The organism is Halomonas sp. AOP7-E1-9, assembly GCF_052376035.1.
GTDB classification, from domain to species: Bacteria; Pseudomonadota; Gammaproteobacteria; order Pseudomonadales; family Halomonadaceae; genus Vreelandella; species Vreelandella citrativorans.
The window spans coordinates 1-26,541 of the sequence record NZ_JBQSVC010000017.1; the positions used below are offsets into that span (position 1 = coordinate 1).

Consider the following 26,541-nt stretch of genomic DNA (forward strand, 5'->3'; position numbering starts at 1 on the left):
TAAAAAGCAGCCTGCGTTAGCAAGGCTGCTTTTATAAGCGCGGAGAGCTAAGGTTTACTCATCGGCCGGCGCATAGGATCCATCTTCGCGGTGCACCTCATTGCCACTCAGTGCCGGTGTAAAGACACAGGCCACGGTCATGCCTTTTTCTTTGCCGCGCAGAAGGTGCTCGTCATGCTTGTCCAGTAGATAAATATCGCCCGCTTTGATTGGCCAGATTTTGCCATCCGCCAGGGTTTCGACTTCACCTTCGCCTTCATAGCAAAAAACGGCTTCGTAATGATGCTTATACTGAATGTGAGTCTCTGTGCCTGGGAAGATGCGTGTGATGTGGAAAGAGAAACCCGCATTATCCTCGGCAAGCACCAAACGGGTACTGTCCCAGTTACCATTTTCAGCAGTTACCAGTCGGCTTGTTTTACGTGCTTCTTCAAGACTACGGACGATCATAATATGCTCCATGCCTGAACGACTGGCGATACCAGCCGTTGAGTTTATCGTTAAGGTTCGTTAACTACCCAAAGTAACGTCAGGTTATCCGTTGATAACCGTGTTGACAGCCGCTTCCAGAATATCCAGCGCTTCAAGCAGGTCTTCGTCGCTAATCGTTAATGGGCAGAGGCATTTAACGACTTCGCCGCCTTGGCCGCTTGTCTCAATAATCAAGCCGTTTGCAAACGCTTCGCTGGTAATCTTGTCGGCGATGTCACCCGAAACAACGTCGATACCACGCATCAGGCCGCGGCCGCGCTCGGTAGCCGGCATACCATTTTCAGTCAACAGCGCCGCTAGCTTCTGGAAACGCTCTTCTACAATACGGGCTTTGCGTTGTACGTCGCGCTCAAACGTATCGTTTGCCCAGTATTTTTTAAGCGCGGCAGTCGCCGTTACCATGGCAAGGTTAAAGCCACGGAAGGTGCCGTTATATTGGCCAGGTTTCCACACGTCCAGCTCTGGACGAATCAATACATGAGCAAAGGGCAAGCCAAAGCCAGACAGTGACTTCGAGTTAGTGACGATATCCGGCTTGATGCCGGCATGCTCAAAACTGAAAAACTTGCCGGTACGGCCACAGCCTGCCTGGATATCGTCCACGATGAGTAAAATATCGTGTTCACGGCAAATACTTTCAAGCCGTTTTAACCAGTCCAAGCCTGCTACGTTGATACCGCCCTCGCCTTGCACGGTTTCAACAATAACCCCTGCGGGAATATCCAATCCGCCTGACTGGTCGCCCAGTAATTTTTCAAAGTAATCAAGCGTATCGGCATGCTCTCCCATATAGCCATCATAGGGTAAAAAGCTTGCCCCTTGCGTCGGAATGCCGCCGGTTGCTTCGCGGAATTTACGGTTGCCGGTGGTGGCCAACGCCCCCATGGTCACACCGTGGAAACCGTTAGTGAACGTCACAATATTGTGGCGACCTTTGGCTACGCGCGCCAAACGAATAGCCGCTTCAACTGCATTCGTCCCGGTCGGGCCAGGTAGATGAACTTTATAATCCAGCCCACGCGGTTTAAAGATGAGTTCTTCGAGTGTTTCGAGATATTCCCGTTTAGCTGCCGTCCACATATCCAGACCGTGGACAATACCGTCGCTAGACAGGTAGTCAATCATGGCTTGCTTGAGATGCGGGTTGTTATGTCCGTAGTTAAGCGTTCCGGCGCCCGCCAAAAAGTCGATATATTCGCGACCGTTTTCGTCGGTTAAACGAGCATTTTGCGCTTTGGTAAACACAACGGGAAATGAACGTGAATAGGTACGAACATTAGATTCCATACGTTCAAGCGATTGGGTCTTCATTGGCGACCTCCTTGTGTCATCGTTAAGCCGAGAGATGTCGAGAGCATCGTGGCAATACGGATAGAAAAAGAAAAATCAGATGTGATCAGTTTGGAATGGGCCGATGCGAACCAGGTTCTCTGGGTCATGCTCCCCACCAAGCTGTTCGGTAGAGAAATATTCACGGCTATTTAACGGCGCATGCCAGCGAGTGGCTAAACGTCGAAACAGTCCCCAGGAAGCCAGGTTGTCAGGTGTAATAGTGGTTTCCAGGTGGTGAACATCGGCGAGTTCAGGGCGAGAAAGGATGGCTTCAACAAGGCGGCGGGCAAGCCCTGTACCGCGTGCTTTTTCACCTACGGCTACTTGCCATAAGAAATAGGTATCGGGGGCGTTGTCTTTTACATAGCCAGACACAAATCCGACTATTTCGCCCTCTTCGTTGGTGGCAACAGCGCAGGTATCACGAAATTGGGTGGCTAACAGCAAGTAAGCGTAAGCAGAGTTAACGTCCAGTGGAGGACACGCTTTTACCAGCTCGTATATTCCCCAACCGTCCTCTGCATTTGGCTTTCGGATATAGAGAGGCGCTTCTGAAAACCCAACGACCGCGTCGGCAACGGTGGGTCGTGCGAGCTCAGATGAAGGGGTAAAAGGTTGCATTGGCGTATTCATGGTTATGCTTCGCTGTAGCGAATTTGAGCATCATTATAACAGCTGATTATTAGCAATTCAAAAGCCATATTATCCACCACCCTGTTTTCCATAATTTACGGTTATATTAGGCTTGGTATTTTTAATACTGACATCGCCACTGGCGAAATGAAAATATGAGTTTAGTCCAACTTTTAAAAAACGGTGATATTAAAAAAGCGAGCCACTGGCTCGCTTGATGTACTGCACATTAGGAAGCTGCTGGCAGTTTATTGCCGAGTAACAGTCCGCATGGTGACAAACTCTTCAGCACCGGTTGGATGAATACCAACGGTGAGATCAAAATCCTGTTTGGTAAGACCAGCTCTAACGGCGATGGCAATGCCTTGAATAATTTCTCCGGCCTCTTCGCCTACCATGTGCGCTCCGACTACAATATCCGTTGCGTCATCAACAATAAGCTTCATCAACGTGCGCTCCTGGCTTCCCGACAAGGTGTGCTTCATCGCCCGGAACTCCGTGGAGTAAACCCGAATGTTGGTAAACTTTTGGCGGGCGCCCTCCTCGCTTAAGCCAACCGTGCCAATATTGGGCTGACAAAAAACGGCGGTAGGCACCGTGGTGTAATCAAGCCGTGTCGGCGTGGTGTCTTTGAAATGATAATCCACCAACTGCATGGCTTCAGCCAGCGCCACTGGGGTGAGCTCTGGACCAACCGTTAGATCTCCAAGCGCTAACACAGACGGGACCAGCGTTTCATAATGTGCGTCAACCGGAATTTTGCCGTTGCCATCCAACTGAATACCCAGCTCTTCAAGGCCCAGGCCCTGAATATTGGCTTTACGCCCTGTTGCTGCCAGTACAACGTCTACCTCTAACGTCTCGCCGGTCGTTAGATGAACGTTGTAACCGGATTCAATGGCTTCAATACGCTCTATATTGGCGTTGAAATGGAGATTGACACCTTTTTTATCCATTTCCTTACGAGTGAATTCACGCACTTCATGATCAAAGGGTTTCAAAAATAGATCGCCACGATAAATCAAATGCGTTTCGCTGCCCAGGCCATTAAAAATACTCGCAAACTCAACGGCGATGTACCCGCCGCCCAGGACCATAAAACGCTTGGGAAATTCGTCCAGGTCAAACACCTGGTTAGAGTCCAGCGCATGCTCATTACCCGGGAAATCAGGCACCCATGGCCAGCCACCTGTGGCCAATAGTATTTTTTTTGCGCTCACGTGAGTAACGCCGTTTTCATCTTCTAACGCCACCGTATGCGCATCGACCAGTCGACCGCGAGCGCTAAGCAGGGTGACGTCAGCCCCCTCCAGCATGCGTTGGTAAATATTGTTTAAACGCTTAATTTCACTTGTTTTATTGTCTCGCAATGTGGCCCAGTCAAAGGTGGCCGGCTCGGATAGCTGCCAGCCAAAACCTGCAGCGTCATCAAAACTGTCATGAAAATGTGCGGCATAGGCATAAAGTTTCTTGGGTACGCAGCCTACGTTGACACAAGTCCCCCCGAGATAGCGGTCTTCCACAATAGCGACGTTGGCACCCGTTGCTGCAGCCATGCGTGCAGCGCGAACGCCCCCTGAACCTGCGCCAATCACTAATAAGTCATATTGATACTCAGAATCGGCTACCATTATTTGCTCCTAAAAATTGGCATGCGCGTTAAGAAACCGACGGCACATGCTTATTGACCTTAGTCGCGATGAAGGTTAAAACCTTCATCGCTTGCTTGATTTCGCCTTAACCTGACGATGTAACGATACGGAGACTCAATGTCTGACCCTATTGCGACGCTCCTCGAAAATAATCGTGCCTGGGCTGAACGCATGTGCGAAGAGGATCCCGAGTATTTTAAGCGCCTGTCTAATCAGCAAAATCCTGATTATTTATGGATAGGCTGTTCTGATAGCCGGGTTCCCGCTAATCAGATTATTTCATTGCCACCAGGCGAAGTGTTTGTTCACCGCAATGTCGCCAACCTTTTACATCACACCGACATGAATGCGCTCTCTGTTGTGCAGTATGCGGTCGATGTCCTTAACGTGAGCCACATCATGATTGTGGGGCACTACGGCTGTGGCGGTATTAGAGCGGCAGTGACGGGGGGTGAGTGCGGTGTCGTTGATTACTGGCTGCACTCCGTCCGTGAGCAATATAACCACCACCGCCACTCGCTTGATCACCTTCCGTTGGATGAGCAAATTGACCGTATGTGTGAGCTTAATGTTAAAGCACAGGTTAAAAGCTTATGTCGCACTAAAATTTTGCAGCGCGCCTGGCAAAGCGGCCAGAATATTTCAGTACATGGCTGGGTCTACGGCTTAAGCGATGGTCGTGTTAAAGACCTTAAATGCACCGTCACTGGGCTGGATCAGGTAGAAACGCTTTACCGCATTGATCGAGTGCAGCCAACCGATTAAGCCCCAGGCGACGATTGCCCGAAGCAATAGTCGCCTTTGCCTGCTAATACCGCGTTACCTACCCGCCAATGGGGCATGTTACCCCTGTCCCTTTTAAGCCACAGTATCCGTTAGGGTTTTTGTCCAGATATTGCTGATGGTACGCTTCTGCAAAATAGAAAGTATCCAGCGGCTTTATCTCGGTGGTAACAGTACCTTTATCTGCCGCCTCTAACGCCTTTTGGTACGCTTTGGCACTCTGCTCAGCCGCCTGCTGCTGTTCATCGGTGGTTGTATAGATAACAGAACGATACTGCGAGCCTATGTCATTTCCCTGCCGATTGCCTTGGGTCGGGTCGTGTTGCTCCCAAAATATCTGGAGCAAGGCGTCAATATCGGTTTTGTTGGGGTCATACACCACGCGAACCACTTCAGCGTGCCCGGTCCGCCCCGAGCAGACTGCATCATAATCGGGATCAGGCGTTTGGCCACCCGCATAGCCTGCGGCAGTCACGTATACGCCTGGTTGCTGCCAAAAGAGCCGCTCGACACCCCAAAAGCACCCCATTCCCAGAACGATTTCCTGATAACCCTCAGGATACTGCGCTTGCAGGGAGTGTCCGCTAATAGTATGAACATAGTTCTCGGTTAATCGTGTCATATCACTCTCTATTCGTTTCGTGCTGAATCACCGGGTTGCCTCGGCGAGTAAAAGTATAAATCAAATCAATCGCCTGATTAGTACCCGATACAGCTTGCACGTATAAGTTACGCCATAGCGTATAGCGAACGGTTAGCTCTGCAATGGGCGAGAAAATTCCCACACCATAGCTAATTCTAATATCTTCGGTCAGCTGACCGCTAAGGGCAACCTGACTTTCATCCCCGGCGCCGGTTGTATCCAGCGCCAGGTCATCAATGCCAAATGATTGCCCAATAGAGCCGACAGCACCACCTACACGGCCTAGCGACATTCCGATCAACGCGGTTGTCAGTGCGCTGTCCATCCCACCACTTGAATCCTGGCTACGCCCGCGCAGTAAGTAGGAAAGCGCTTGCGTTTCCCCCATGGAAGGCTCAGAGAAAATCCTGACGTTAGGCTCTGCGGCACTTCCGGTAACGCGGACCCCAGCAATAACGTTATCTTCTGTTCTATCAGGATTACGTATTGCTTCAAAGTCCAGTGAGGGAAGCGATGGTGGACCACTAAACAGGAGTTGGCCACGGCGAATCAGCAAGTCCTGCCCAAAGGCCTGGAAACGCCCGTCAACCAGGTTTACATCCCCAAAAAGCTGAAGTCCACCGCTATCCTGGCGAACTTGAAGTGTCCCGCCCAAATCGGATTCCAGACCATAAGCGGAAATATGCATATCGCGACCTAGCGTCAGGTCAATCAATACATCAAGCATCATGCCCGTTTGGCCTAGCTCCTCCGAATTGCTAATCCCCCCATTTGCCGCGGCCCTGAGCGCGGCCTCTTCTGCCATGCGGTCGTCACGCTCAGTAATGATGACCTCATCAGGGCTTGGCTCAATAGCGGACGAGGATCTGGCACCAATAACAAGCCGGGACCACGGTAAATCAACATTACCGCGCACCTGTAAATGCTCGGGTGTAACACGTACCCGAATATCCGGGGCGACTTCTATACGACCAAATTGGGGCAGCACCAGAAGGACGGGCTCCTGAACTGCTTCAAGATCGACACCGATACGCCAATCATCTAGCGCTGGCCAATAGCTGTCGCCGGTAATGTTAAGCCGACCTTTTTCGGCTTCCACAAACCCATTGATATTCCCCTGCTCTCCATCAAATAAAAGCGTAAGTTCGCCATCACGGACGTCAACAGGGATACCTGGCCCATGAACATGCAGGTTGCGCAACGCTAACGCACCCTGTAAATCTGGCTGGCTTGTGGTTCCGCCAATGAGCACCCGCCCATCAAACTCGCCTTCAAGACGGTCTAAGCCGATGGCCATGGGTAGATAAGGTTCAAGCAACAGTTTATTCGCGCGTAGATCGCCATCTAGCGTGCCCCGCCCCATCGGATCATCGAGGGTAAGATCCAGGGTTAGCTCTCCCGCCTCAGAAAACGAGAGTACGATGTTGGCGTCCGCTTGTGCTTGATTCGCTTGCACCTGAACATTGAGGTCAATAGCAGGAAGCTGAACCGGCTGTCCATAATCGTTAACAGCGGTAATGGCGAGATTGCTTAGTAGCTCTACATCAGCCTGCCAGCGCGCTCCGCCTTGACGCCAGTCAACAACCATATCGGCCGTTGTATCACCCTCAAACGTCCACTCTTCGGGCAGGAAAGGCTCGAGCATTTCCATAGGTACTTCGCGTACGCTTACCACCGCACGGCCCTGGTTAGCCGAGGCGTTAATTGGCTCTTCAGAGCACACCAGCCCGCCTTCCTCACGGCGCAAACAAAACGCGGAGAGACGCGCTTGACCATTGGCGAGGTTGTAGCTTAGGTCCAAGGGTTCCTCCAGGCGAATAGTGCCCGCCTCGGAATCAATTTCCAGGGGTGTCAAACGGCCCTGGTAGACGTGGCGCTGTTGATCAAAGCGGCCATTCAACGCCACTACCGCACGGCTTAATGGACTCTCTGGTTGACCTTGCACAGTCGCTTCAAGCTGGTGCTGAGAAAGTCGACCGGTTAGGTTCAGGTCAACGGCCTCAAGATCCTGCCCGCCTGCAAAAATTTCTTTCAAGCCTAGCTGAACATCAAGTCTTGGATCCTCAAGCCCCCGCACATTAGCGTTAAGTGAGAGTTGCTGCACAAGGCTGTCGGTGAAGCGCAGATCACTGCCTGACAAGTCGGCAACAAGAGTAGGTTGCTCAAAACTACCTCCGGCCTGCAGGTTACCCGTCAATGTACCGCCCAACTCAGGCGAGAGCGTATTGAGTTCACGCAGGTCAATATCAGCCTTCAAGGACATTGCCCGCTCGCTTAGCTGGCCTGACGCATGAAGCCGGTTGTTGCCCTGAGCGAACTGAAGTTGATGAATATCGATTTCCAGATGGCTGTTAGCATCCAGCGCCGCCTGCAAGGTCAAGGGATAATCGCGAAGCTTGCCTTCAATATCGATGTTTGCCACGTTAACCGACCATACATCGTCTAGCTGGCGCACGTTGAGATCAATATCGCCGGTTAAGCTACCTTCCATTTGGTCAACAAAATTGCCGGGATTAAATTGATCCAACCAGACCTGTGCATCGACCGTTAGCGGCGCTAACCAGTGGATATGCCCTTCGCTGCGCAGCCTGCTTTCTTCTACCTGAAGAACCAGCGGCTCCCAACGGAAATGATTAGCATCGCCATCGCCTGTCAGTGTAACGCTGGCGCGAGGCAACTCAGGGCCATGCGCCTCAAGACTAACCTCCGCATGGTAAGCCTCCATGCTGCCTTCCACCGTCAGGTCGACCGCCTCAGCCACATACGGTTGAGTAGCGTGCACGCCGTCGGCCGCAGGTTCGTCTACCAAGGGCCATTGCAGTCGTTCACTTTGCACACGCGCCTGGAAGGATAAATCGGGTGTTGACCAATCGACATGCCCCTCGCTGCGCAGCGTGTTTTCCCCCAGTTGCAGAACTAAAGGCTGCCACTGGTAATGGCCAACGTCTCCATCACCAGTAAGCGTTACCTGAGTCGGTGGTAACTGAGGGCCCTGTGCGCGTAGGCTAACCTCGGTGCGGTAAGCCTCAAGACTGCCCTCTACCGTAAGGTCAACGGCTTCAATCACATAAGGCTCAAGAGCACTCTCGCCCTCTGGCGGCGTTTCCTCTACCAAAGGCCATTGCAACCGGTCGCTTTGTAGCCGCGCATGGAAAGGTACGTCGGGTGCTAATGCATCTACGCTTACTGCAAGGGATGCGGTTACCACCTCTGAGGCACTAAGCTCAGCCTGTAGATTGTTTAGCGGACCGGACAGCGTAAGAGCCAGTTTTTCCCCCCTTAATTCTGGATAAAGTTCGGGTAAAAACAGCTCGGCATTTAACTGCGCTTCCAGCGGATAACTACCGGTTAAGCCCACATTGCCTACAAGAGTGGCTTCAACATCCTTGGTCACCACATCAAAAGATGTGATATCTACCTTACTTTCCTTCGTGCTACCCGCTAACTGTAAGCGCTCGACAGTGTATTCAAAGGCACCTGTCAGTTGAACATCGGTTACTGTCAGGTCGCTTACGCTTATATCGACAGGTAAAGCGATCTCGGGCAGCTCAATACGCTCTCCGTCAGCCAAGCGTTGCTCGAGCGACGGGGCAGGTAAGGCATCCTCTTGAGGCTGAGGCGTGGCCACGGCAATGGCGCCGTCAATGCCCTCAGCCGCTAGCGAGGTTTGAGCACCCTGCGTAAGCTGAACACCCGCTGAGGGCGGTAAATAAATGGTCAACTGATCAAGATGTGTTGGCGCTAAATCAACGTTGCTCCACGCGGCACTAGCAGATGATTCAAATGATGCCCATTGGATACGCGTACCATCCGCAAGCTGCACATTGCTATTATTGACAACCACCGAGCGCAGCTCGATAGGAAATGGCAGATGTAGCCGGAAAGGCTCGCCCGACGCTTGTGTCTCTTCAGGCGTGTCATCTGCACTCAAGCGCACATTTAATCCATCAGCGTGCAATGTATCCAGGCAGAGTCGTCCAGAGAGGAGGCAACCATCGGCCCAGGCAATCTCAAGGTCAGCAATGCCGATCGTTAGGTTGCCTAGATCAAGATGAAAGCCTTTTAACGTAAATTGTTCCAGTAATGCGCCGTCTTGTTGCTCGTAAGAAAAGTATCCTCGCTTCTCCCCTTGTGAGAATAAAAAATCCGTCCCCCAAGGCGATAATGCCGTACCCAGTAGCAGTGCGACTAACCCAAATAACCAAAGTGGCAGAACAATAGCCAGCCGTATAAGGCTCCAGATCAATAACCACGCCCGGTGTCGGGATGAGTATGGTTGGCGCGTCGTAGAAGTAGAAGATTCAACCTGGGACAAAGCGTACTCCTAGAATTCCGGGCCGATGGAGAAATGCACACGATATGCATCGTCGTTATCGAAGGGGTGCGCTACATCAAAGCGAATTGGCCCTACCGGCGATACCCAGCGGACACCCACCCCGGCGCCGGTTTTTAAATCGTGTGGACCCCAGTTATCGAACGCATCACCGGTATCCACGAACGTCGCCGCCCACCAGTCGCCCCTAACACGACGCTGATATTCAAGCGTCGAGGTAATCATTTGACGCCCGCCCTGCAAGCGTCCCTCGTCGTTTCGTGGCGACAGGCTCTCATAGGAGTATCCGCGCACGCTGCGATCGCCCCCTGCGAAAAAACGCAGCGAGGGTGGAATTTTGGAAAAATCATCTGTTTCGATAGCGCCAATGCTTAGCCGTGCTAAAAAGCGATTATCGTTGTTAATAGTGCGGATAAATTCGGTATCACCGGTTAAACGCAAAAACTGGGCGTCTGATCCCCACACTGTGTCGGAATACTCAATCGAGAGCTGCTGACGGTCGCCCCAAAGAGGGAACCGCTGTGGCCGTGTCCGCGTTCGGGACCACTGGATGCCTGGATAAAAGAGCCAGACTTTGTCTGCCTCTCCCCCTTGAGTAAAGTCTTCATACGTTGTTCGAAAATACACCGACTGGATCCAGTCGTTGTCAAATTGCCAACGACGAGCCAGCTCAACAGAGCCTTGCATCGACCGGGTATCGCTATTATCAATATTGCGAACCCCGTACTGCAATCGATAGCTATCGCGGAGCGGGTCTTCAAGGGGAACGTTGTACACACCGGTAAAACGCTGTTCCGGCGCAGAAAGATAAAGGTCATGATTCAGGCTGTGACCTAAACTATTAATCCATGGCTGGTGCCAGCTAAAGCGTAAACGGGGGCCTACATCTGTCGCATAACCGATACCCACCTCAAACTGGTGACGGTTCGCAGGATCAACGTTCACATCAATGGGCAAACGAATATCGTCATTTTTATTGATAGTCAGTACGCTCGCCAGTGCCGCACTGCTAATCCGCGGGCGCTTCGGCTGGGAAGCTGTGGCTGACTCCCACCAAGGCGAGGCACCGCCCTCAGGAGGCGCAATCACCAGCTCTTGGGCCGTTGTCAAACGAGGGCGAATCGAAACGGATCGAAACCAACCGGTTTCAACCAAGCGCTGCGTATAAGTAGCAAGCGACTCCGCGAGATAGGGATCGTTATTCTCATACGTCTGCATATTATGCAGGCGATCAAGAACAATGTGGCTCCCTGTGATATTGGTTTCACCAAACCGAAAGCGTGGGCCGCTATCAAAATCCATATAGAGGCGCGCACTTCGTAAATAAGGGCGCACTTCCATACGCCGTTTGGTAAAAGCCCAATCAAAGTAGCCACGTTCGATAGCTAACCCCGAAAACTGCGAACGCAATTGATCCCAGGGCGGCTGAACTAACGGGTCGCCTACTTTTAAGGGAAAGCTATCCAGGGCGTCTTTAAACGTAGGATCATCTTTGGCATCGCCATCAACATTAATCGCAAGCTCCTGAATTTCGACTCGAGGACCAGAATCAATATTGAGTACAACGGCAGGGTCAATTTGAATCTCAACGGTGGGCTCATAATAACCATAGACACGCATTGCCACTTTTGTACGGCTACGTATCTCACCCTCTAAACGAGTTTGGGTATATTGTTTTTTATCAATGCCCTCTAAATAGGCGCTGATATTATCTTCAACGTCGCCGTCAACCCCGTTAATAGTAGCCGTTAACGCCAAAACTGATGGAACATAGGCAAAACTCAGAGGGAGCGCAATCAAACAAGCCATCCGAGTAGCTGAAAGCCAACGCCACTGTCTTCCCATACAATAAACTCCCTAACAAACTCTTTTGTTGGCGGTTATAGCCTGTTCCACTACTATCTAAGCATTTCTATTTGGGCGCTAAAAGCGAGTTGGGCCTGGCGAATTTGCCGTATATCACTTTCAAGGGTAGATAAACGCTGAGTCCACTGCTCTTCAAATGCCGCAATTTCATCACTTGGAGAGGATGAGTCTAACTGTAGCGTATTTAGCTGAGTGTCCAATTGATTAAAGCGCTCGCTCAAAGCAGCGATTTGCTCTTCCAACTGCCCTGTTACTGTTTGGTTTAACTGATTGACCTGCTCTTCCAGTGACGTGAGCTGCTGAGTGGTGGTTTGCTCCACATGATTAACCTCTTCAACAAGGTTTTGCCGACCGGATATGCCCGCCTGTTCCAGTGCATCCAGGGAGGTGCTAAACGCTGCCAAGCGGCGATCACGTAAGGCAGCCTGCTCTTGGTACTGGGAAAGGCGCTGATTAAACGACGTTATCATCTCATTGGATGGGCGCTCTTCGTCATCTGTCAGCGCACCATAAAGCTCTTCACGCGTATTGATTAAAGCAACAGACAGCTGCTCCTGCTCTTGGAACAGCGTTGTCATCTGAGCCTGCACAAGCGCAATTGTATCCTGCACATCAGTATCACCTGAGTCCAACCGAGCATGAACGTTAGAGACCTCGCCACTGACACGGTGGAGTTCGGTTAATAAACGCTCGCGCTCAAACCACAGCACGACAGCGGCGCCTGCGAGTAGCACACAGAACAAGAGCATTCCAAGCCATAAGGGCCATACGAGAGGCCCTTTTCGGTGGCGCAAATGCTGGGCCGTTAAGCTTTGGCCTACATCGGGAACAATACGTTGGGAAGGCGTCGGATTAGGCATGGCATTTTCTCAAAAAGACGTAGGGTCGGCACGACGACCAATACCACGGTACTTTAAGCCGCAGTTGGCAACAAATGTAGGGTCGTAAATATTTCGACCATCTAACACCAGCTTAGCGCTGAGTAGCCCTGCAAGTCGATGCCAGTCCGGGTTCCAGTATGACTTCCACTCCGTAACCAGCATTAGCACATCGGCACCTTCACACGCCTGATATGGGTCTTGATCAAATGTTTGAAGGTCATCGCGCTGCCCAACAAGCTGATGTAATGCGCTAGTAGCGGCGGGGTCATGAAGCTTTACCTTTACACCTTGTGCCCACAAAGCGTCTAAAAGCGTCAATACCGGCGCATGGTCGATACGTGCTGTGCCAGGTTTGAACGCGGCCCCCCAAATAGCGATCGTTTTACCCGCTAACTCGCCTTCAAAATGGGCCCAAAGTTTACGGAACAGCGTCTCTTTTTTCTGCTCATTAATATCCATGACCTGTTCAAGCAACGCGGAGTAACGGCCACTTTTTGACTGAACATCTGCCAGGCGCATTAAGTCCCGCGAAAAGTTGGGGCCACCAAAACCACAGCCGGGATACAAATACTCAAAACCGATACGTGTGTCGGCCCCCATACCTTGGCGAACATGCTCAACATCCACGCCTAGTGTATCGGCTAAACCGGCAATTTCATTCATATAGCTAATTCGTGTGGCCAGCATGCCATTGATGGCAAGCTTGGTAAGCTCTGCCGCCCTGCGCGGCATGGGCTGGAAAACTTCTTGTCGGCGATTGAACGCGCGTAAAAGCTCGCGTGCAACGTGCTCTCCGTGGGCATCATCACACCCAAGCAGCCAACGCGTGGGGCGAGTAAACGACGCCCAGGCACGCCCTTCTTCAAGCGTATCAGGCAAGGCCACGCTGCTATGTTGGCCTCTCATTAAATCATCCAAGCGCTCCGTTTCGCCGACCGGAAACGTAGAGTTATTAATTAACACGGCACCTTGCTGCAGACATAGTTCCGACTGTTGAAGCAGTGTGCTGGCGTCGTTACGCTGGCTTGGCGAAAGTGCAAGCCAGACAACATCAGCCGAAGACGCCTGTGATACATCATTAATCAGTACTAACGTGCCATCGGCCAGTCCCTGCTCGATATGCGGCATTAGCTCCGGCTCACTGCGCAGCCAATCCACCTGCGAAAGAACCGTCCAGGGCGCACTCTGATGAGGTAACCACTCTACTTGATGACCTACCCAGGCTAATGCGGACGCTGCTGTCACCGCACTTAGTTCACTGCCGTAAAGAAATACTCGCATTTACCGAACTCCTTGTACGGCGGAAAAGCGAGAAAATATAGCCATAAGATTCATACAATGGTCCTTTTCATGCGTTCTGACCTGGGAGTGGTTAGAATGTCCATAATACTGAATGATTGAGTGGATGCCACTCGCACTTGATGCTAATAACCAGGCTGGATAGGAAAACACTATCCATTGCTGACTGACGATGGGAGTCAACACATGCAAGCGACACCTCAGGATAGCACTGCTGATCGCTACCAAGGCAACGTCGATGCAGCGGAAGTTGCTAAATTTGAAGCACTTGCTAGCCGCTGGTGGGACCCAAAGAGTGAATTCAAGCCGCTACATGAGATAAACCCCCTGCGTCTGAATTTTATTGACGCACGCGCCGGTTTAGCCGGAAAACAGGTGCTGGATGTGGGCTGCGGAGGCGGTATCCTGAGTGAGTCCATGGCACATCGTGGTGCCAAGGTAACGGGCATTGATCTTGGCGAAGCGCCGCTTGGCGTTGCCAGGCTGCATGCAGAAGAGAGCGGCGTGTCCGTTGACTACCAAAATATTAGTGTTGAAGCGTTGGCTGCTCAAACCCCGGGACATTTTGATGTCGTTACCTGCATGGAAATGCTGGAGCACGTACCTGACCCCGCCTCAGTGATTCGGGCCTGCTGTGCGCTGGTACGCCCTGGCGGCTATGTGTTTTTTTCAACGCTCAACCGTACGCCAAAATCCTACGCATTTGCGATATTAGGCGCCGAATATGTCCTTAGGCTACTGCCCCGCGGCACCCACGACTATGCCAAATTTATTCGTCCGTCTGAAATGGCGGCATGGTCCCGCCAAGTGGGCCTGGAAGTACGTGAGCAAACAGGGCTGACCTACAACCCTCTTACTCGTCGCTACCGCTTAGTGGCTGACGATGTCTCTGTAAACTACATGATGTATTGCCGCAAAGTGAGTCAATAGATGCCAACGACGCCACCGCTTGCCATTCTGTTTGATCTTGACGGAACCCTGGTGGATACCGCGCCCGATCTTGCTCAAGCAACAAATGCCCTACGCGCCCACCACGGGCTGGCGCCCCTGGCCTACGAGCAGATACGTCGTCAGGTTTCCAATGGGGGGAGCGCGCTAGTCACCCTGGCGTTGGATCTTGATCACAAAGCCCCAGGCCATGATACCGCCCGCCAGTTTCTGCTCGATGCCTATGAACAAGCCGTAGCGGTGCATAGCCAAGTATTTATCCCGCTTAACCAATGGCTTATTGAATGGCACGGAAGTCAACGGCCCTGGGGGATTGTCACCAATAAGCCGCGCCGCTATACCGAGCCTTTACTCGCCGCATTAGCGCTGGAGCCCGGTGCGTTACTGTGTGCCGATGACCTGAGTGTCAAGAAGCCCGACCCGGAACCTTTGTGGGAAGCGGCCCGTCGTTTAGGCGTCGCGCCGGAACAGTGCTGGTATGTCGGCGACCACGTACGTGATATGCAAGCAGCGAAAGCCGCTGGCATGACAGCCGTTGCGGTAGGGTATGGCTATATCAGTGAAGAGGATGATTATCAGCAGTGGCCCGCCGACCTGTGGTTTGAAGAGTGCTCAATGCTGGTTGATGCATTAAACGCTTTTAATAATGCGGAGTAGTTAGCAGCTATCACTACAGCTGGCGTAATAACCACCGTTAGGGCCTTGCTTTAAGGCTTCTTTTTAAAGGCTCTTTTTTAAAGGCGCTGCATTCAAGCCCTAACGGTAGAATTAAGAATCAAACACGCGGCGGTTGCGCATCAAACTTTTGGCCGCTAACACCGGTACTATCGGGGCCCATTAGCCATAAATAGGTCGGCATAATGTCATTGGGCGTTCGAAGTGTGGCAGGGTCTTCACCAGGGTAGGCGCTTCGGCGCATTTGAGTGCGGGTAGCTCCCGGGTTAAGGGTATTCACCCGGATATTGGCTTGATGCTCAAGCTCGTCGGCCAGCACTTCAACAAACCCTTCGGTGGCAAATTTGGAAACCGAGTAGGCCCCCCAATACGCGCGTCCTTTTCGTCCCACACTGGATGAGGTGAAAATAATTGAGGCGTCGTCTGATTGTTTAAGCAACGGTAATAACGCTTGAGTCATCCATACTGGGCCATTGATATTCACCTGCATGACCTGCTCCCATAGTTCAGCATCGTACTGCTCGAAGGGAGTAATCCGGCCAAGCAATCCAGCATTATGCAAAAGCCCATCCAAACGACCAAACTCTTTATCGAGCGTTTTGGCCATATCATCGAAGTCACTAAGCGTTGCGCCTTCAAAATTAAGCGGAAAAATAGCGGGCTGTGGCCCACCTAACGCCTCAATTTCGTCGTAGATCCGCTCCAGCTTTTCGATAGTACGGCCTAGCAAGATAACGGTCGCACCGTGTTGCGCATACTGCAACGCTGCCGCACGACCAATCCCATCGCCGGCTCCAGTGACCAATACGACACGGTTTTCAAGCAATTGCGGCGATGCTTGATAGTCGATTTTGCAACTCATGATACTTCCTGCAAACAAACATTTAACGTGATATTACCCAGCCGACTGGCGAAGAAAATCATTGGCAAGCCCAGCCGCACTACTTTGCGGATAGTCGTCACGCACTTGCTCTAGCAGCTCACGGCTGCGCTCTGCATCGCCTTGACGTGCTTTAACCAAACCAAGTTTATAAAGGGCATCGGGCACTTTACTGCTGCTATCAAAGTCGGTAATAACCCGGCTAAAGGCCGCATCGGCATTATCAAGCTGGCCTTCAGCGGCATACAATTCACCTAACCAGTAATAGCCATTAGAGGTCAAGCTGGTATCAGGATGAGCAGTGACGAATTCATCAAACGCTTGAATTGCCTCTTCAAATTGGCGTGCCTGAACATGGGCAAAGGCAGCCTGATAGTCCGCCTGGGCATCATCACTCACGTTACGTGCTGAGGGTGCACTGATAACTTCTTGAGCGGCCTCAGGTTCAACCTGTGGCGTAGACTGCTCTATGGGCGTAGATCCACTGCTCATTAGGCGGTCTTCGATGTCCAGATACTGCTGCTGCGATTGGCGACGCAATTGTTCAAGCTGATGGCGCAACTCTTCAATTTGGCCACGCAACTGTTGGATTTCCTGCGTGTGCGCTTCCACCTGGTTGAACAGCACAAGGTTGCCACCGGATGCTTCCTGACGCTGAGTCTGCTGATAAAATCCGCTGGAATTACCGGAAGAAAGATCCTGGACCAGCGGCTGCTGGGCAATAGCTGCAAGGGGCAATACGGACAGCGGGAGCACTAAGGCTCCCGCACCGCACAGCCTCTCAAAACAGCGTTTGAGACTGTGATTCATGACGACTCCGTAGACAAAGTCGGCGTGCCGTTTACACGCCGTCAATATCAGTAATTAAATACAACGCGACGGTTTTGGGCATAAGCATTTTCGTTATGACCATTTACTGCCGGACGCTCTTCGCCATAGCTTACAACAGTCATTTGTGAAGGAGAAACGCCTTGGATATTCATGAAACGCTGAACAGCGCGTGCGCGACGCTCGCCCAGTGCCATGTTGTACTCCCGGGTACCACGCTCATCGGTATGTCCCTGTAACACAACCTGGGCACTCGGATTAGCGCGCAGGTAGCGTACATGAGCCATTACCGCAGATTCATACTCGCTCTTGATAGCATCGCGGTCATAATCGAAGTAAATCGTGCGTACCTCAGGAATGCGAGAGTCAGCTTGTTGACCAGCGCCTGTACCTGAGCCGGTAGTAGAGCCATATTGACCACCGGTACCCGCACCAGAAGTGCCAGCGCCCGTGCTGCTGCCATTCTGGCTTCCGTAAGAATCCCCATCCTGGGTTCCGCCGGTGCTGGAGCAACCAGCAATCGCTACGATAGATAACGCTACGGCCAATGAGCGAGCCAACGGCTTAAGTTGCATAATCAGACTCCTTGCCTGAAAAAATAACACGATAGATCATTAGTTTAAAAACGGTGACCATGCGGGGTCACGTACTTCGCCTTGAGCAGCAGGAAGCCGGAATGACGATCGCCCGTCGGCAGAAACGGCACTTAGCACCCCATTGTTACCCTCTTGGTTAGCGAAGATTACCATGGTCCCGTTCGGCGCAACACTAGGAGATTCATCTCTTATCGAATCGCTTATTACGACCAGCCGCCCTCCATCCAAATCCTGGCGTGCGACCTGGTATCCTCGGCTGGAACGGTGGATTAAAAAGATCTGATCGCCGTCCGGAGAGTAGCGCGCGCGGGCATTATAATTGCCGGTAAATGTCACGCGGTTTGTCTCGCCGCTACCTAACGAAAGCTGGTAAATCTGAGGGCCGCCGCTACGATCAGAGGTGAACAGCAGGCTACGACCATCCGGTGACCAAGCGGGCTCAGTGTCAATGCTATTGCTGTTGGTAACGCGTTCTACCGAGCGGTTAGCGATATCCATGATATAGATTTCAGGCTGCCCATCCTTGGATAACGACATAGCGATACGGCGACCATCGGGGGACCACGTAGGTGCACCATTGATACCGTCAAAGGATGTTGCCATGACACGCTGACCGGTGGCGATATCCTGGATATAAATCGCTGGGCGCTCCGTTTCAAAGGAAACATAAGCAAGCTTGCGTCCGTCCGGCGACCAAGTGGGCGACATAATCGGTTGATCAGACGTTAATACCTGCTGGCTATTGCGACCATCAGCATCGGCTATATAGAGACCGAACTGCATATTATCGCCAACCCCTTGGGCCGTTACGTAAGCAATGCTGGTTGAGAAAGCACCGCGTATATCAGTAATCGCCTCAAATATCTGGTCGCTGATGTAGTGTGCCGCACCACGCAGATCATCGGCATTCGCTATGACGGTTTCGCCAATCATCCGGCGCTGGCCACTGACATCCATCAGGTCAAACTGTAGCTGATAGCCGTTGTCCGTTTGCTCGGCACGCCCAACGACCAGATAACGCACGTCCAATAACCGCCAGGTCCCAAACTCAACATCATCCGCTTGGTTTGGTTGGTCAAACATGGCACTACGCTCTAGCGGTGAAAATAGACCACTACGCTCAAGATCATCCTGAATGATTTGAGCAACATCTTCCGACATGCCCTGATTGCCTGCGAAAGGCACCACCCCAATGGGTAATGCCTGGTCGCTGCCCCGTGTAATTTCGATGGTCAAGTTTGCATTCGCAGCTGCGAAACCACTTACTAGCAGTAGTACGCAAAATAACCACACTTTCCTTAGTTTTTGCATCAGCGAACATCCCCCGGGGTAAATCGCAGATTAAATTGACGTAAGTTCCGCTGCTGTTCCGCAGGTAAATCTCTTAATTCACCAAACGGTGCAGCATGTTCAACGGCTTGCATGGCAGACCGATCAAATGCACTGTCGCCACTAGATGTAGCAATTGACGTTGCAAGCAGCTCGCCCGAAGGGCCTAAACGTATTTGTAGCGTAGCACTCAATGAGTCGCTTGCTCCAGGTGGGATCAACCACGCCTGTTCAACCGCGCGACGCACAATATTGATAAAGCTATTGGCGGCCTGCTGCGCTTGCTGTGCATTGGCTGCTGCTTCCGCCTCACCTTCTAACTGGCGCTGCATGGCGGCTTCCGCTGCGGCAGCAGCTTGGCGTTCAGCTTCTTCACGAGCACGCTGCTCTTCAGCTTCACGTTGACGCTCTGCTTCGGCTTCTGCCTGAGCTTCTGCTTCGGCTGCTGCCTGAGCTTCTGCTTCGGCCGCTGCCTGGGCTTCTGCTTCAGCTGCTGCCTGAGCTTCTGCTTCGGCTTCTGCTTCGGCTTCTGCCTGAGCTTCTGCTTCAGCCGCTGCCTGAGCTTCTGCTTCGGCTGCTGCCTGAGCTTCTGCTTCGGCCGCTGCCTGGGCTTCTGCTTCCGCCGCAGCTTGGGCTTCTGCCTCACGGGCTTGAGCTTGCGCCGCCTGTTCTTGCGCTAGTCGTTCGGCTTCCTCAGCGCGGCGTTGCGCTTCGGCTTCTGCTGCGGCTTGGGCTTCTTCCAAAGCTTGTTCCTGCGCTTCAGCTTCAGCGGCAGCCTGCTGCTCGGCCTCTTGGTTATCCGGCTCTGGCTCAGCTACCTCAGGCTCACTCACTTCCGGCTCAGGAACAGGTTCAGTTGAGCTGTTCATTGCCGCCTGCTGTTCAGTTACCTGCTGGGCCTGATCTGTGAACGTCTCGGTACTCACAAACGTGGCCTGAACAATGGATGAAGAGTCAGGTTCCGGGGTTGAACTGGGCCAATTAATAAGGCTAAAAACAATAATAGCCAAATGCACAGCGACCGCGAGGATGATTGGCAATGTGTAGCCAACGTCTTGCGGGTCATGCGGCGCAGCAACGGTTACTTGCGGCTTGCCCTTACTCATCTTGCGGCGGCTCTGAAAGCAGTCCTACGTTTTCAACGCCCGAGCGCTGGAGCGTGCTCATGAGTAGAACAATTTGTCCATACTGTACGCCTCGGTCGCCACGCACCATGACGGGCGTGCCCGGGCGACGTTGCAATATGGCCGAAACGCGTTCTGATATTTGCTCAAGCGAAACGGCGGTTGAATCCTCACCCAGCGTAATAAAATATCCGCCTTCACGATCCACCGAAATAATGATCGGGTCACTGTCCTGAGTATCGATCGGTTCGGATGACACCTGAGGCAAATCCACCTGAACGCCTTGCGTTAGCATCGGAGCGGTAATCATAAAAATGACCAGCAGTACCAACATAACGTCGATAAAGGGGACAACGTTAATCTCCCCCATCGGCTTACTTTTGCCGCTGCGATTGAACGGACCTTGCATGGCTAACTCCCTTAACTGGCGCTAGGCTTGCCATCACGGCCTTGCAAATTACGATGCAAGATAGCGTGAAACTCTTCGGCAAAGTCTTCATATTTACCGAGTAAGCGAGACGCACTGTTAGATAAGCGGTTATAGAAGATAACAGCGGGAATAGCCGCGAAAAGCCCCATAGCGGTCGCAATGAGTGCCTCGGCGATCCAGGGTGCTACGGTTGCCAGTGTCGCTTGTTGGGTCATTGAAAGGGACTGGAAAGAGCCCATGATGCCCCAGACGGTACCAAACAAGCCGATATAGGGGCTGGCAGAGGCAACCGTTGCCAAAAACACCAGGTGTTGAGTCAGACGGTCTTCTTCGCGTGACCAGGCAACGCGCATGCTGCGCTGCACACCTTCAAGCACGGTGTCGGCATTGTGAGTTTTTGGCATTAGTCGGTTGAATTCACGAAACCCAGACTGAAAGATATGTTCGGCGCCATGGCGCGGGTCATCAGCTGGTATTTCTCGGTAAAGTTCGTTTAAGTCGACACCTGACCAAAACGACTCTTCGAATTGGTCGTATTCCCGCTTGGCGCGGCGCAGCGCAATACTGCGCTGAAAAATCACCACCCAAGAGAGGACTGACCCCACCACCAGGAGTAGCATTACCAGCTGTACAACCGTGCTGGCATTCATAATCAGGTGCGGGATGGACATGGTGTTATCGTTCACAGGTGCCCTCATCAATCAATGATTGCCGGTCAAGCCCGACAAGTAGTGGTCTCTAAATTACGAAACCGCAGTGTTAAGAAATCGACTGTTAAGAAATCGAATATTAAGAAATCGCTAACGTTTGTAGCTGGGACTGAAAAAAAGCGGGCCAGGCTTTGGGCCGCATCCGTTCAGCGCTCAAGCACGCTATCTCGACTGTCGCGCTGCATAGGAGTTCCTCACCGCGCATTACAAACTGCTCAAACGTTACTCGGCATCGCCCTATATCAATGACGCGTGCGGTTATCTCAAGCGCTTCGTCCAGGCGAGCCGGTTTCGCATAGTGACAAGCTAAGCGATATACCACTAGCTGCGTGCCTTCGTCTAGTAACGTTTGCTGGTTGAGTCCTTGCTCGCGCAGCCACTCACTGCGCGCTCGCTCCATAAACTTCAAGTAGTTAACGTAGTAGACAATGCCGCCAGCGTCAGTATCTTCCATATAAACACGTAGAGGCATTGAAAACGAAGTACTCATGGGCGACGCTCCCCTTCCATATCAACCGAGTGCTCGTTGGGAACGCGGTTAAAGTGCCGCCATGCCTGACGCGTAACGGTACGTCCGCGCGGCGTGCGCATCATCAACCCTTGTTGAATAAGATACGGCTCAATGACATCTTCTATCGTTGTGCGCTCCTCTCCAATGGCGGCCGAGAGAGAGTCGACGCCTACCGGGCCGCCTTCGAACTTATCGATCATCGCGAGCAGCAGCCGCCGGTCCATGTGGTCCAGACCATAGTGATCCACATTGAGCATATTAAGCGCCGCATCCGCCAATGCCACGTCTACGGTGCCATCCCCTTTAATTTCTGCGTAGTCACGCACTCGGCGCAGCAAGCGATTGGCAATACGTGGCGTCCCTCGGGAGCGCCGGGCAACCTCAACCGCGCCTTCATGGTTGGTTTTTACACCCAACAGGCGAGCTGAACGGGTCACAATTTCAGTGAGTTCTTCGAGATTATAAAACTCAAGCCGCTGAACGATCCCGAACCGATCACGTAGCGGTGCTGTTAAAAGACCTGCGCGGGTCGTCGCCCCCACCAGCGTAAAACGCGGCAAGTCCAGCTTGATGGATCGTGCAGCGGGTCCTTCACCAATCATGATATCCAGCTGAAAGTCTTCCATGGCGGGATAAAGGACTTCTTCAACGGCGGGCGATAACCGATGGATCTCATCGATAAACAAGACATCGCCTGGCTCAAGGTTGGTCAGCATGGCAGCCAAGTCGCCTGCACGCTCCAATACGGGACCAGACGTTGACTTAAGCCCTACGCCCATTTCCGTTGCAATGATGTTGGCCAGGGTGGTTTTACCTAGCCCTGGTGGGCCAAATACAAGGGTATGGTCAAGGCTCTCTTCGCGTAATCGGGCTGCGCCAATAAATATCTCAAGCTGCTCGCGAACCCGTGGCTGGCCGATGTAATCATCCAGCCGCTTGGGGCGAATGGCATAATCAATCCGCCCTTCTCCCTGTTCTGGTTCAGCCGCTATCAACCGATCATGTTCTAACATAGATGCTCTTTTTGAATATCTGGCGATCTGCTTGCACTGGGTGACGGCAAAACGGCGACCGCAATCAACCGCTCATTCGCCGTGTTAACGCTGCCTTGATCAAGGCCTCTGCCGATTGTTGTGGGTCAAGGTCTGAGAGCATTTTACTGGCTTCGGCTAGCTTGTAGCCCAGACTAACGAGCCCGGACTCGGCATCGGCCAGGTTATTACGGCTCGGTTGCCCATTGGCGCCTTCCAGGGCAAGCGGCGCGTCAGCACCTTGCTCCCATTCAGGAAAACGGTCACGCATTTCGATAATAAGTCGTTCGGCGGTTTTCTTGCCAACACCAGGCAGCTTGGTTAACGCCTTACTGTCATCATCACGAACACAGCGCATGAAGGCGTCTTCATCCATTCCTGACAAGATCGCCAACGCTAGCTTGGGACCTACACCGTTGACTTTAATCAGCGCCCGAAAAAGAGCGCGTTCGTGCTGTCGCGCAAACCCGTACAGCAGGTGGGCATCATCACGAATGGTTAAATGTGTATACAGAGATGTGCTTTCGCCTAATGCAGGAAGCGAGACAAGCGTATTCATTGAAGTCTCAAGCTCATAACCCACGCCATGAACGTCAATAACGATCCAGGGCGGTTGTTTTTCCAGCAAATAGCCACTTAGACGTCCAATCATAAATACGCTCGCGATAGTAAAAACAGACGGTTACTATAATGCTACTCTGTACAAGTGACCAGTGGTCGTTAAAGTCGCCAGCGCCCTGTAGAGGCGCGCCGCCCGCGCCCACGAGGCGTACTGGAAACTGCATTGTTGGTATAAGCGTGGGTTAATGCGATGGCCAAGGCGTCTGCCGCGTCCGCTTGAGGTGTGGCAGACAGCGTTAAAAGCGCGGTCACCATGTGCTGAACCTGTTCTTTATCTGCGCCTCCCTGCCCGGTTACTGCTTCCTTGATACGCCGTGCGGCATATTCGGCGACGCTTAGCCCGTGGTTTGCCATACATACCAACGCAGCACCACGCGCTTGCCCCAGCTTTAGCGCTGAATCGACGTTTTTAGCCATAAAAACGCGCTCTATCGCAGTATCTGTGGGTTTGTACAAACCCACTACTTCGCTTAGTCCTGCGTATATTTGCGCCAAACGCTGCTCCAGCGGCCCTTCTGAGGTGCGAATGCAGCCGCTAGCAACATAGCCGGGTTTAACACCGACAAGATCAATAACACCATAGCCAGTAATTCGAGACCCAGGGTCGATGCCTAATATACGCACGGGTAACGCAGCGCCTGCTTTATCCATTAACGTTTATCCGCTCAAGGTTACAAATTCCACACCACAAAAAGCACTGATACAAAAACACCGACGCCGGGGCGTCGGTGTTTTTAGCCATTGTGCAACTCATAGCCGTTACATCAAATAGCGCCAGGCTTACTCGCTGGCTGCTTCAGGCTTGGCTTTTTGACGCAAGCGGATATTAAGGTCTTTCAACTGGTCTGGGCTAACCTCACCAGGTGCATCCGTCATTAAGCAAGCGGCGCTTTGCGTTTTCGGGAAGGCAATAACTTCACGAATGGTGTTGGCACCGACCATTAACATCACCAAGCGGTCCAGGCCGAAGGCCAAACCACCATGAGGCGGTGCACCGTACTGAAGTGCGTCCAGCAGGAAGCCAAACTTCTCTTGGGCTTCTTCCTCGCCAATACCCAGAATCTCAAACACCGTGCTTTGCATGTCTTGATTATGGATACGGATAGAGCCGCCACCCAGCTCGGTACCGTTGAGCACCATATCATAGGCGCGTGAAAGCGCTTTTGCCGGATCAGCCTTGAGCTCCTCCGGCGAGCAGGACGGCGCGGTGAACGGGTGGTGCAACGGGCTTAAGCGACCATTGTCATCCGCCTCGAACATCGGGAAGTCGACCACCCACAGCGGTGCCCACGCTTGGGTGTACAGATCAAGATCAGCACCCAGCTTAACGCGCAGCGCGCCAATGGCTTCGTTAACGATGCGCGTTTTGTCAGCACCGAAGAAGATGATATCGCCATCTTCTGCGCCAAGACGATCAAGCAGCTCTTCAACGATGTTTTCCATGAACTTGACGATAGGCGACTGAAGCCCTTCAAGTCCTTTGGCACGCTCATTGACCTTGATCCAGGCCAACCCTTTCGCGCCATAGATACCCACGAACTTGGTATATTCGTCGATTTCCTTACGCGAGAGCTTGGCACCGCCCGGTACTTTAAGCGCGGCTACTCGGCCATCATCGGCACTGGCGGGGCCAGAGAAAACCTTGAAATCGACCTGTTTCATCAGGTCGTCAACGTCGGTCAGTTCAAGCGGAATACGCAGATCCGGCTTGTCTGAACCAAAACGGTCCATAGCTTCTTGCCAGGTCATGCGCGGAAATTCTGACAGTTCAACGCTCAGCACTTCCTGGAAGAGCTGACGAATCATGTCTTCAGTGATGCTCATGATATCGTTTTCTTCGACAAACGACGCTTCGATATCAATCTGAGTAAACTCAGGCTGACGGTCGGCGCGCAGGTCTTCGTCACGGAAGCACTTGGCAATTTGATAGTAACGATCAAAGCCCGCCACCATCAGCAGCTGTTTAAAGAGCTGTGGCGACTGAGGCAGTGCAAAGAAGTTACCCGCATGCGTACGGCTAGGTACCAGGTAATCTCGGGCACCTTCGGGCGTCGCGCGCGTTAGGATCGGCGTTTCGATATCCAGAAAGCCCTGATTCTCCAGGAACGCACGGACGTTATGCGAAATGCGCGAGCGCAGACGCAGTTTTTCGATCATGTCAGGGCGACGCAGATCAATATAGCGGTGCTTCAGGCGAACTTCTTCACCCACCTTACCATGCTCATCAAGCTGGAACGGCGGTGTGGCCGCGGTGTTCAACACTTCAACGTCTTTGGCTAGCACCTCAATCATGCCGGTGGGCATATTGGGGTTTTGGGTACCTTCTGGGCGCAGCCTAACGCGGCCGGTAATACGCAGAACATACTCACCGCGCGCACGATCGGCATTGGCAAATGCATCAGCAGTATCCGGATCTACCACAAACTGAGCGATGCCATCACGGTCACGCATATCGAGGAAAATTACCCCGCCGTGGTCGCGACGACGGTGTACCCATCCGCAAACGGTGACCGTTTGATCTACCAATGTCTCGTTTAGCTGGCCGCAATAATGGCTGCGCATGTCAAATCCTGTTCTGTTTCGTGGCAAATAAGGTGTCTTGGGCCAACCAGGCCCCGACCGCTACAGTCAAACTGCAGAGTCTTTTGACGTGGAAGTAGTATCGCTTTTAGCACTGGTGTTAGCCGTTGTGCTTTTTGCATCAGCGACCAAGTTCTTTTTACTTCCCGTTTTAAAATCGGTTTCATACCAACCACCGCCCGCCAGGCGGAACCCTGCCGCGGATACAAGCCGCGCCAAGTCATTACGATTGCACGCAGGGCACTCTTTTAACGGATCTGCGCTGATTTTCTGTAATTTTTCCATGCGATGGCCGCAGGCCTTGCACTCATATTCATAGATAGGCATGTTGATAATTCCTGAAAGCTCAACGACGACAGAATAT

25 protein-coding genes are annotated in these 26,541 nt (G+C 52.4%); 3 read left to right on the forward strand and 22 right to left on the reverse strand.

Annotation, left to right across the window (positions count from 1 at the left end; all coding sequences use genetic code 11):
• Positions 1 to 54 precede the first annotated feature (54 nt).
• The 4 genes from ACT3R4_RS10830 to gorA form a co-directional block, all read right to left on the reverse strand.
• On the reverse strand, positions 55 to 450 hold the full coding sequence (locus ACT3R4_RS10830; RefSeq protein ID WP_172116624.1) for an ectoine synthase: 396 nt from the start codon (positions 448 to 450) through the stop codon (positions 55 to 57).
• 84 nt (positions 451 to 534) lie between these two features.
• Positions 535 to 1,803, reverse strand: coding sequence for a diaminobutyrate--2-oxoglutarate transaminase (ectB, locus tag ACT3R4_RS10835; protein WP_441679046.1), 1,269 nt, complete (start codon positions 1,801 to 1,803; stop codon positions 535 to 537).
• 75 nt (positions 1,804 to 1,878) lie between these two features.
• The gene (ectA, locus tag ACT3R4_RS10840) at positions 1,879 to 2,457 is read right to left on the reverse strand and encodes a diaminobutyrate acetyltransferase (RefSeq protein WP_172116622.1); all 579 of its coding nucleotides are present in this window, start codon (positions 2,455 to 2,457) and stop codon (positions 1,879 to 1,881) included.
• Positions 2,458 to 2,705: 248 nt separating this feature from the next.
• The gene (gene gorA, locus ACT3R4_RS10845; RefSeq protein WP_193056400.1) at positions 2,706 to 4,088 is read right to left on the reverse strand and encodes a glutathione-disulfide reductase; all 1,383 of its coding nucleotides are present in this window, start codon (positions 4,086 to 4,088) and stop codon (positions 2,706 to 2,708) included.
• 138 nt (positions 4,089 to 4,226) lie between these two features.
• On the opposite strand from gorA, the gene can reads away from it, so the two are divergent.
• Positions 4,227 to 4,874: a carbonate dehydratase gene (gene can, locus ACT3R4_RS10850; RefSeq protein WP_087105449.1), complete on the forward strand. Its 648-nt coding sequence runs from the start codon at positions 4,227 to 4,229 to the stop codon at positions 4,872 to 4,874.
• A 58-nt stretch (positions 4,875 to 4,932) separates the two neighbouring features.
• Here the strand turns inward: can and msrA are convergent, their stop codons facing one another.
• From msrA to ACT3R4_RS10875, 5 genes are read right to left on the reverse strand one after another with little or no spacing between them, the layout of a single operon-like run.
• Positions 4,933 to 5,514, reverse strand: coding sequence for a peptide-methionine (S)-S-oxide reductase MsrA (gene msrA / locus ACT3R4_RS10855; RefSeq protein WP_172116620.1), 582 nt, complete (start codon positions 5,512 to 5,514; stop codon positions 4,933 to 4,935).
• 1 nt (position 5,515) lies between these two features.
• Positions 5,516 to 9,850, reverse strand: a complete 4,335-nt coding sequence (gene tamB / locus ACT3R4_RS10860; protein ID WP_226912000.1) for an autotransporter assembly complex protein TamB — start codon at positions 9,848 to 9,850, stop codon at positions 5,516 to 5,518.
• A 9-nt stretch (positions 9,851 to 9,859) separates the two neighbouring features.
• Positions 9,860 to 11,713: an autotransporter assembly complex protein TamA gene (gene tamA, locus ACT3R4_RS10865; protein ID WP_193056399.1), complete on the reverse strand. Its 1,854-nt coding sequence runs from the start codon at positions 11,711 to 11,713 to the stop codon at positions 9,860 to 9,862.
• A 53-nt stretch (positions 11,714 to 11,766) separates the two neighbouring features.
• The gene (locus tag ACT3R4_RS10870; RefSeq protein ID WP_193056398.1) at positions 11,767 to 12,594 is read right to left on the reverse strand and encodes a coiled-coil domain-containing protein; all 828 of its coding nucleotides are present in this window, start codon (positions 12,592 to 12,594) and stop codon (positions 11,767 to 11,769) included.
• Between the two features lie 9 nt (positions 12,595 to 12,603).
• Positions 12,604 to 13,896: a nucleotide sugar dehydrogenase gene (locus tag ACT3R4_RS10875; RefSeq protein ID WP_193056397.1), complete on the reverse strand. Its 1,293-nt coding sequence runs from the start codon at positions 13,894 to 13,896 to the stop codon at positions 12,604 to 12,606.
• Positions 13,897 to 14,100: 204 nt separating this feature from the next.
• Here ACT3R4_RS10875 and ubiG point away from each other — a divergent pair, with 204 nt between their 5' ends.
• Entirely contained in the window at positions 14,101 to 14,844 is a 744-nt protein-coding gene (gene ubiG / locus ACT3R4_RS10880; RefSeq protein ID WP_172116616.1) for a bifunctional 2-polyprenyl-6-hydroxyphenol methylase/3-demethylubiquinol 3-O-methyltransferase UbiG, read from the forward strand.
• Positions 14,845 to 15,519, forward strand: a complete 675-nt coding sequence (locus tag ACT3R4_RS10885) for an HAD-IA family hydrolase (RefSeq protein WP_193056396.1) — start codon at positions 14,845 to 14,847, stop codon at positions 15,517 to 15,519.
• A gap of 118 nt (positions 15,520 to 15,637) precedes the next feature.
• Here ACT3R4_RS10885 and ACT3R4_RS10890 read toward each other — a convergent pair whose 3' ends face one another.
• From ACT3R4_RS10890 to ACT3R4_RS10950, 13 genes are all read right to left on the reverse strand, one after another.
• On the reverse strand, positions 15,638 to 16,399 hold the full coding sequence (locus ACT3R4_RS10890; protein WP_193056395.1) for a YciK family oxidoreductase: 762 nt from the start codon (positions 16,397 to 16,399) through the stop codon (positions 15,638 to 15,640).
• Between the two features lie 33 nt (positions 16,400 to 16,432).
• The gene (gene ybgF, locus ACT3R4_RS10895) at positions 16,433 to 17,227 is read right to left on the reverse strand and encodes a tol-pal system protein YbgF (protein ID WP_172116613.1); all 795 of its coding nucleotides are present in this window, start codon (positions 17,225 to 17,227) and stop codon (positions 16,433 to 16,435) included.
• A 47-nt stretch (positions 17,228 to 17,274) separates the two neighbouring features.
• On the reverse strand, positions 17,275 to 17,820 hold the full coding sequence (gene pal / locus ACT3R4_RS10900) for a peptidoglycan-associated lipoprotein Pal (RefSeq protein WP_172116612.1): 546 nt from the start codon (positions 17,818 to 17,820) through the stop codon (positions 17,275 to 17,277).
• 39 nt (positions 17,821 to 17,859) lie between these two features.
• The gene (gene tolB / locus ACT3R4_RS10905) at positions 17,860 to 19,152 is read right to left on the reverse strand and encodes a Tol-Pal system beta propeller repeat protein TolB (RefSeq protein ID WP_193056394.1); all 1,293 of its coding nucleotides are present in this window, start codon (positions 19,150 to 19,152) and stop codon (positions 17,860 to 17,862) included.
• Positions 19,152 to 20,276, reverse strand: a complete 1,125-nt coding sequence (tolA, locus tag ACT3R4_RS10910) for a cell envelope integrity protein TolA (RefSeq protein ID WP_441679045.1) — start codon at positions 20,274 to 20,276, stop codon at positions 19,152 to 19,154. Before tolA ends, tolB begins: the two co-directional genes overlap by 1 nt.
• A complete protein-coding gene (gene tolR / locus ACT3R4_RS10915) occupies positions 20,269 to 20,703 on the reverse strand; it encodes a protein TolR (protein WP_193053541.1) in 435 nt (144 codons plus the stop codon). Before tolR ends, tolA begins: the two co-directional genes overlap by 8 nt.
• Before the next feature lie 11 nt (positions 20,704 to 20,714).
• Entirely contained in the window at positions 20,715 to 21,410 is a 696-nt protein-coding gene (gene tolQ, locus ACT3R4_RS10920; protein WP_172116608.1) for a protein TolQ, read from the reverse strand.
• Between the two features lie 103 nt (positions 21,411 to 21,513).
• Positions 21,514 to 21,924 (reverse strand): tol-pal system-associated acyl-CoA thioesterase, encoded by a 411-nt coding sequence (gene ybgC / locus ACT3R4_RS10925; protein ID WP_172116607.1) that lies wholly within the window; start codon positions 21,922 to 21,924, stop codon positions 21,514 to 21,516.
• Entirely contained in the window at positions 21,921 to 22,958 is a 1,038-nt protein-coding gene (gene ruvB / locus ACT3R4_RS10930) for a Holliday junction branch migration DNA helicase RuvB (RefSeq protein WP_172116606.1), read from the reverse strand. Before ruvB ends, ybgC begins: the two co-directional genes overlap by 4 nt.
• Positions 22,959 to 23,022: 64 nt before the next feature.
• Entirely contained in the window at positions 23,023 to 23,628 is a 606-nt protein-coding gene (ruvA, locus tag ACT3R4_RS10935) for a Holliday junction branch migration protein RuvA (protein WP_193056392.1), read from the reverse strand.
• Between the two features lie 68 nt (positions 23,629 to 23,696).
• Positions 23,697 to 24,248 (reverse strand): crossover junction endodeoxyribonuclease RuvC, encoded by a 552-nt coding sequence (gene ruvC / locus ACT3R4_RS10940; protein WP_193056391.1) that lies wholly within the window; start codon positions 24,246 to 24,248, stop codon positions 23,697 to 23,699.
• Between the two features lie 129 nt (positions 24,249 to 24,377).
• On the reverse strand, positions 24,378 to 26,159 hold the full coding sequence (gene aspS / locus ACT3R4_RS10945; RefSeq protein WP_193056390.1) for an aspartate--tRNA ligase: 1,782 nt from the start codon (positions 26,157 to 26,159) through the stop codon (positions 24,378 to 24,380).
• Positions 26,160 to 26,225: 66 nt separating this feature from the next.
• Entirely contained in the window at positions 26,226 to 26,504 is a 279-nt protein-coding gene (locus ACT3R4_RS10950; RefSeq protein WP_193056389.1) for an FmdB family zinc ribbon protein, read from the reverse strand.
• Positions 26,505 to 26,541: the final 37 nt, after the last annotated feature.

Excerpts from the sequence above, each read along its gene's own strand:
- ACT3R4_RS10830 (WP_172116624.1), bottom strand. The coding sequence starts at position 450 with ATGATCGTCCGTAGTCTTGAAGAAGCACGTAAAACAAGCCGACTGGTA.
- ectB (WP_441679046.1), bottom strand. The coding sequence starts at position 1,803 with ATGAAGACCCAATCGCTTGAACGTATGGAATCTAATGTTCGTACCTAT.
- ectA (WP_172116622.1), bottom strand. The coding sequence starts at position 2,457 with ATGAATACGCCAATGCAACCTTTTACCCCTTCATCTGAGCTCGCACGA.
- gorA (WP_193056400.1), bottom strand. The coding sequence starts at position 4,088 with ATGGTAGCCGATTCTGAGTATCAATATGACTTATTAGTGATTGGCGCA.
- can (WP_087105449.1), top strand. The coding sequence starts at position 4,227 with ATGTCTGACCCTATTGCGACGCTCCTCGAAAATAATCGTGCCTGGGCT.
- msrA (WP_172116620.1), bottom strand. The coding sequence starts at position 5,514 with ATGACACGATTAACCGAGAACTATGTTCATACTATTAGCGGACACTCC.
- tamA (WP_193056399.1), bottom strand. The coding sequence starts at position 11,713 with ATGGGAAGACAGTGGCGTTGGCTTTCAGCTACTCGGATGGCTTGTTTG.
- ACT3R4_RS10870 (WP_193056398.1), bottom strand. The coding sequence starts at position 12,594 with ATGCCTAATCCGACGCCTTCCCAACGTATTGTTCCCGATGTAGGCCAA.
- ACT3R4_RS10875 (WP_193056397.1), bottom strand. The coding sequence starts at position 13,896 with ATGCGAGTATTTCTTTACGGCAGTGAACTAAGTGCGGTGACAGCAGCG.
- ubiG (WP_172116616.1), top strand. The coding sequence starts at position 14,101 with ATGCAAGCGACACCTCAGGATAGCACTGCTGATCGCTACCAAGGCAAC.
- ACT3R4_RS10885 (WP_193056396.1), top strand. The coding sequence starts at position 14,845 with ATGCCAACGACGCCACCGCTTGCCATTCTGTTTGATCTTGACGGAACC.
- ACT3R4_RS10890 (WP_193056395.1), bottom strand. The coding sequence starts at position 16,399 with ATGAGTTGCAAAATCGACTATCAAGCATCGCCGCAATTGCTTGAAAAC.
- ybgF (WP_172116613.1), bottom strand. The coding sequence starts at position 17,227 with ATGAATCACAGTCTCAAACGCTGTTTTGAGAGGCTGTGCGGTGCGGGA.
- pal (WP_172116612.1), bottom strand. The coding sequence starts at position 17,820 with ATGCAACTTAAGCCGTTGGCTCGCTCATTGGCCGTAGCGTTATCTATC.
- tolB (WP_193056394.1), bottom strand. The coding sequence starts at position 19,152 with ATGCAAAAACTAAGGAAAGTGTGGTTATTTTGCGTACTACTGCTAGTA.
- tolA (WP_441679045.1), bottom strand. The coding sequence starts at position 20,276 with ATGAGTAAGGGCAAGCCGCAAGTAACCGTTGCTGCGCCGCATGACCCG.
- tolR (WP_193053541.1), bottom strand. The coding sequence starts at position 20,703 with ATGCAAGGTCCGTTCAATCGCAGCGGCAAAAGTAAGCCGATGGGGGAG.
- ybgC (WP_172116607.1), bottom strand. The coding sequence starts at position 21,924 with ATGAGTACTTCGTTTTCAATGCCTCTACGTGTTTATATGGAAGATACT.
- ruvB (WP_172116606.1), bottom strand. The coding sequence starts at position 22,958 with ATGTTAGAACATGATCGGTTGATAGCGGCTGAACCAGAACAGGGAGAA.
- ruvA (WP_193056392.1), bottom strand. The coding sequence starts at position 23,628 with ATGATTGGACGTCTAAGTGGCTATTTGCTGGAAAAACAACCGCCCTGG.
- ruvC (WP_193056391.1), bottom strand. The coding sequence starts at position 24,248 with ATGGATAAAGCAGGCGCTGCGTTACCCGTGCGTATATTAGGCATCGAC.
- aspS (WP_193056390.1), bottom strand. The coding sequence starts at position 26,159 with ATGCGCAGCCATTATTGCGGCCAGCTAAACGAGACATTGGTAGATCAA.
- ACT3R4_RS10950 (WP_193056389.1), bottom strand. The coding sequence starts at position 26,504 with ATGCCTATCTATGAATATGAGTGCAAGGCCTGCGGCCATCGCATGGAA.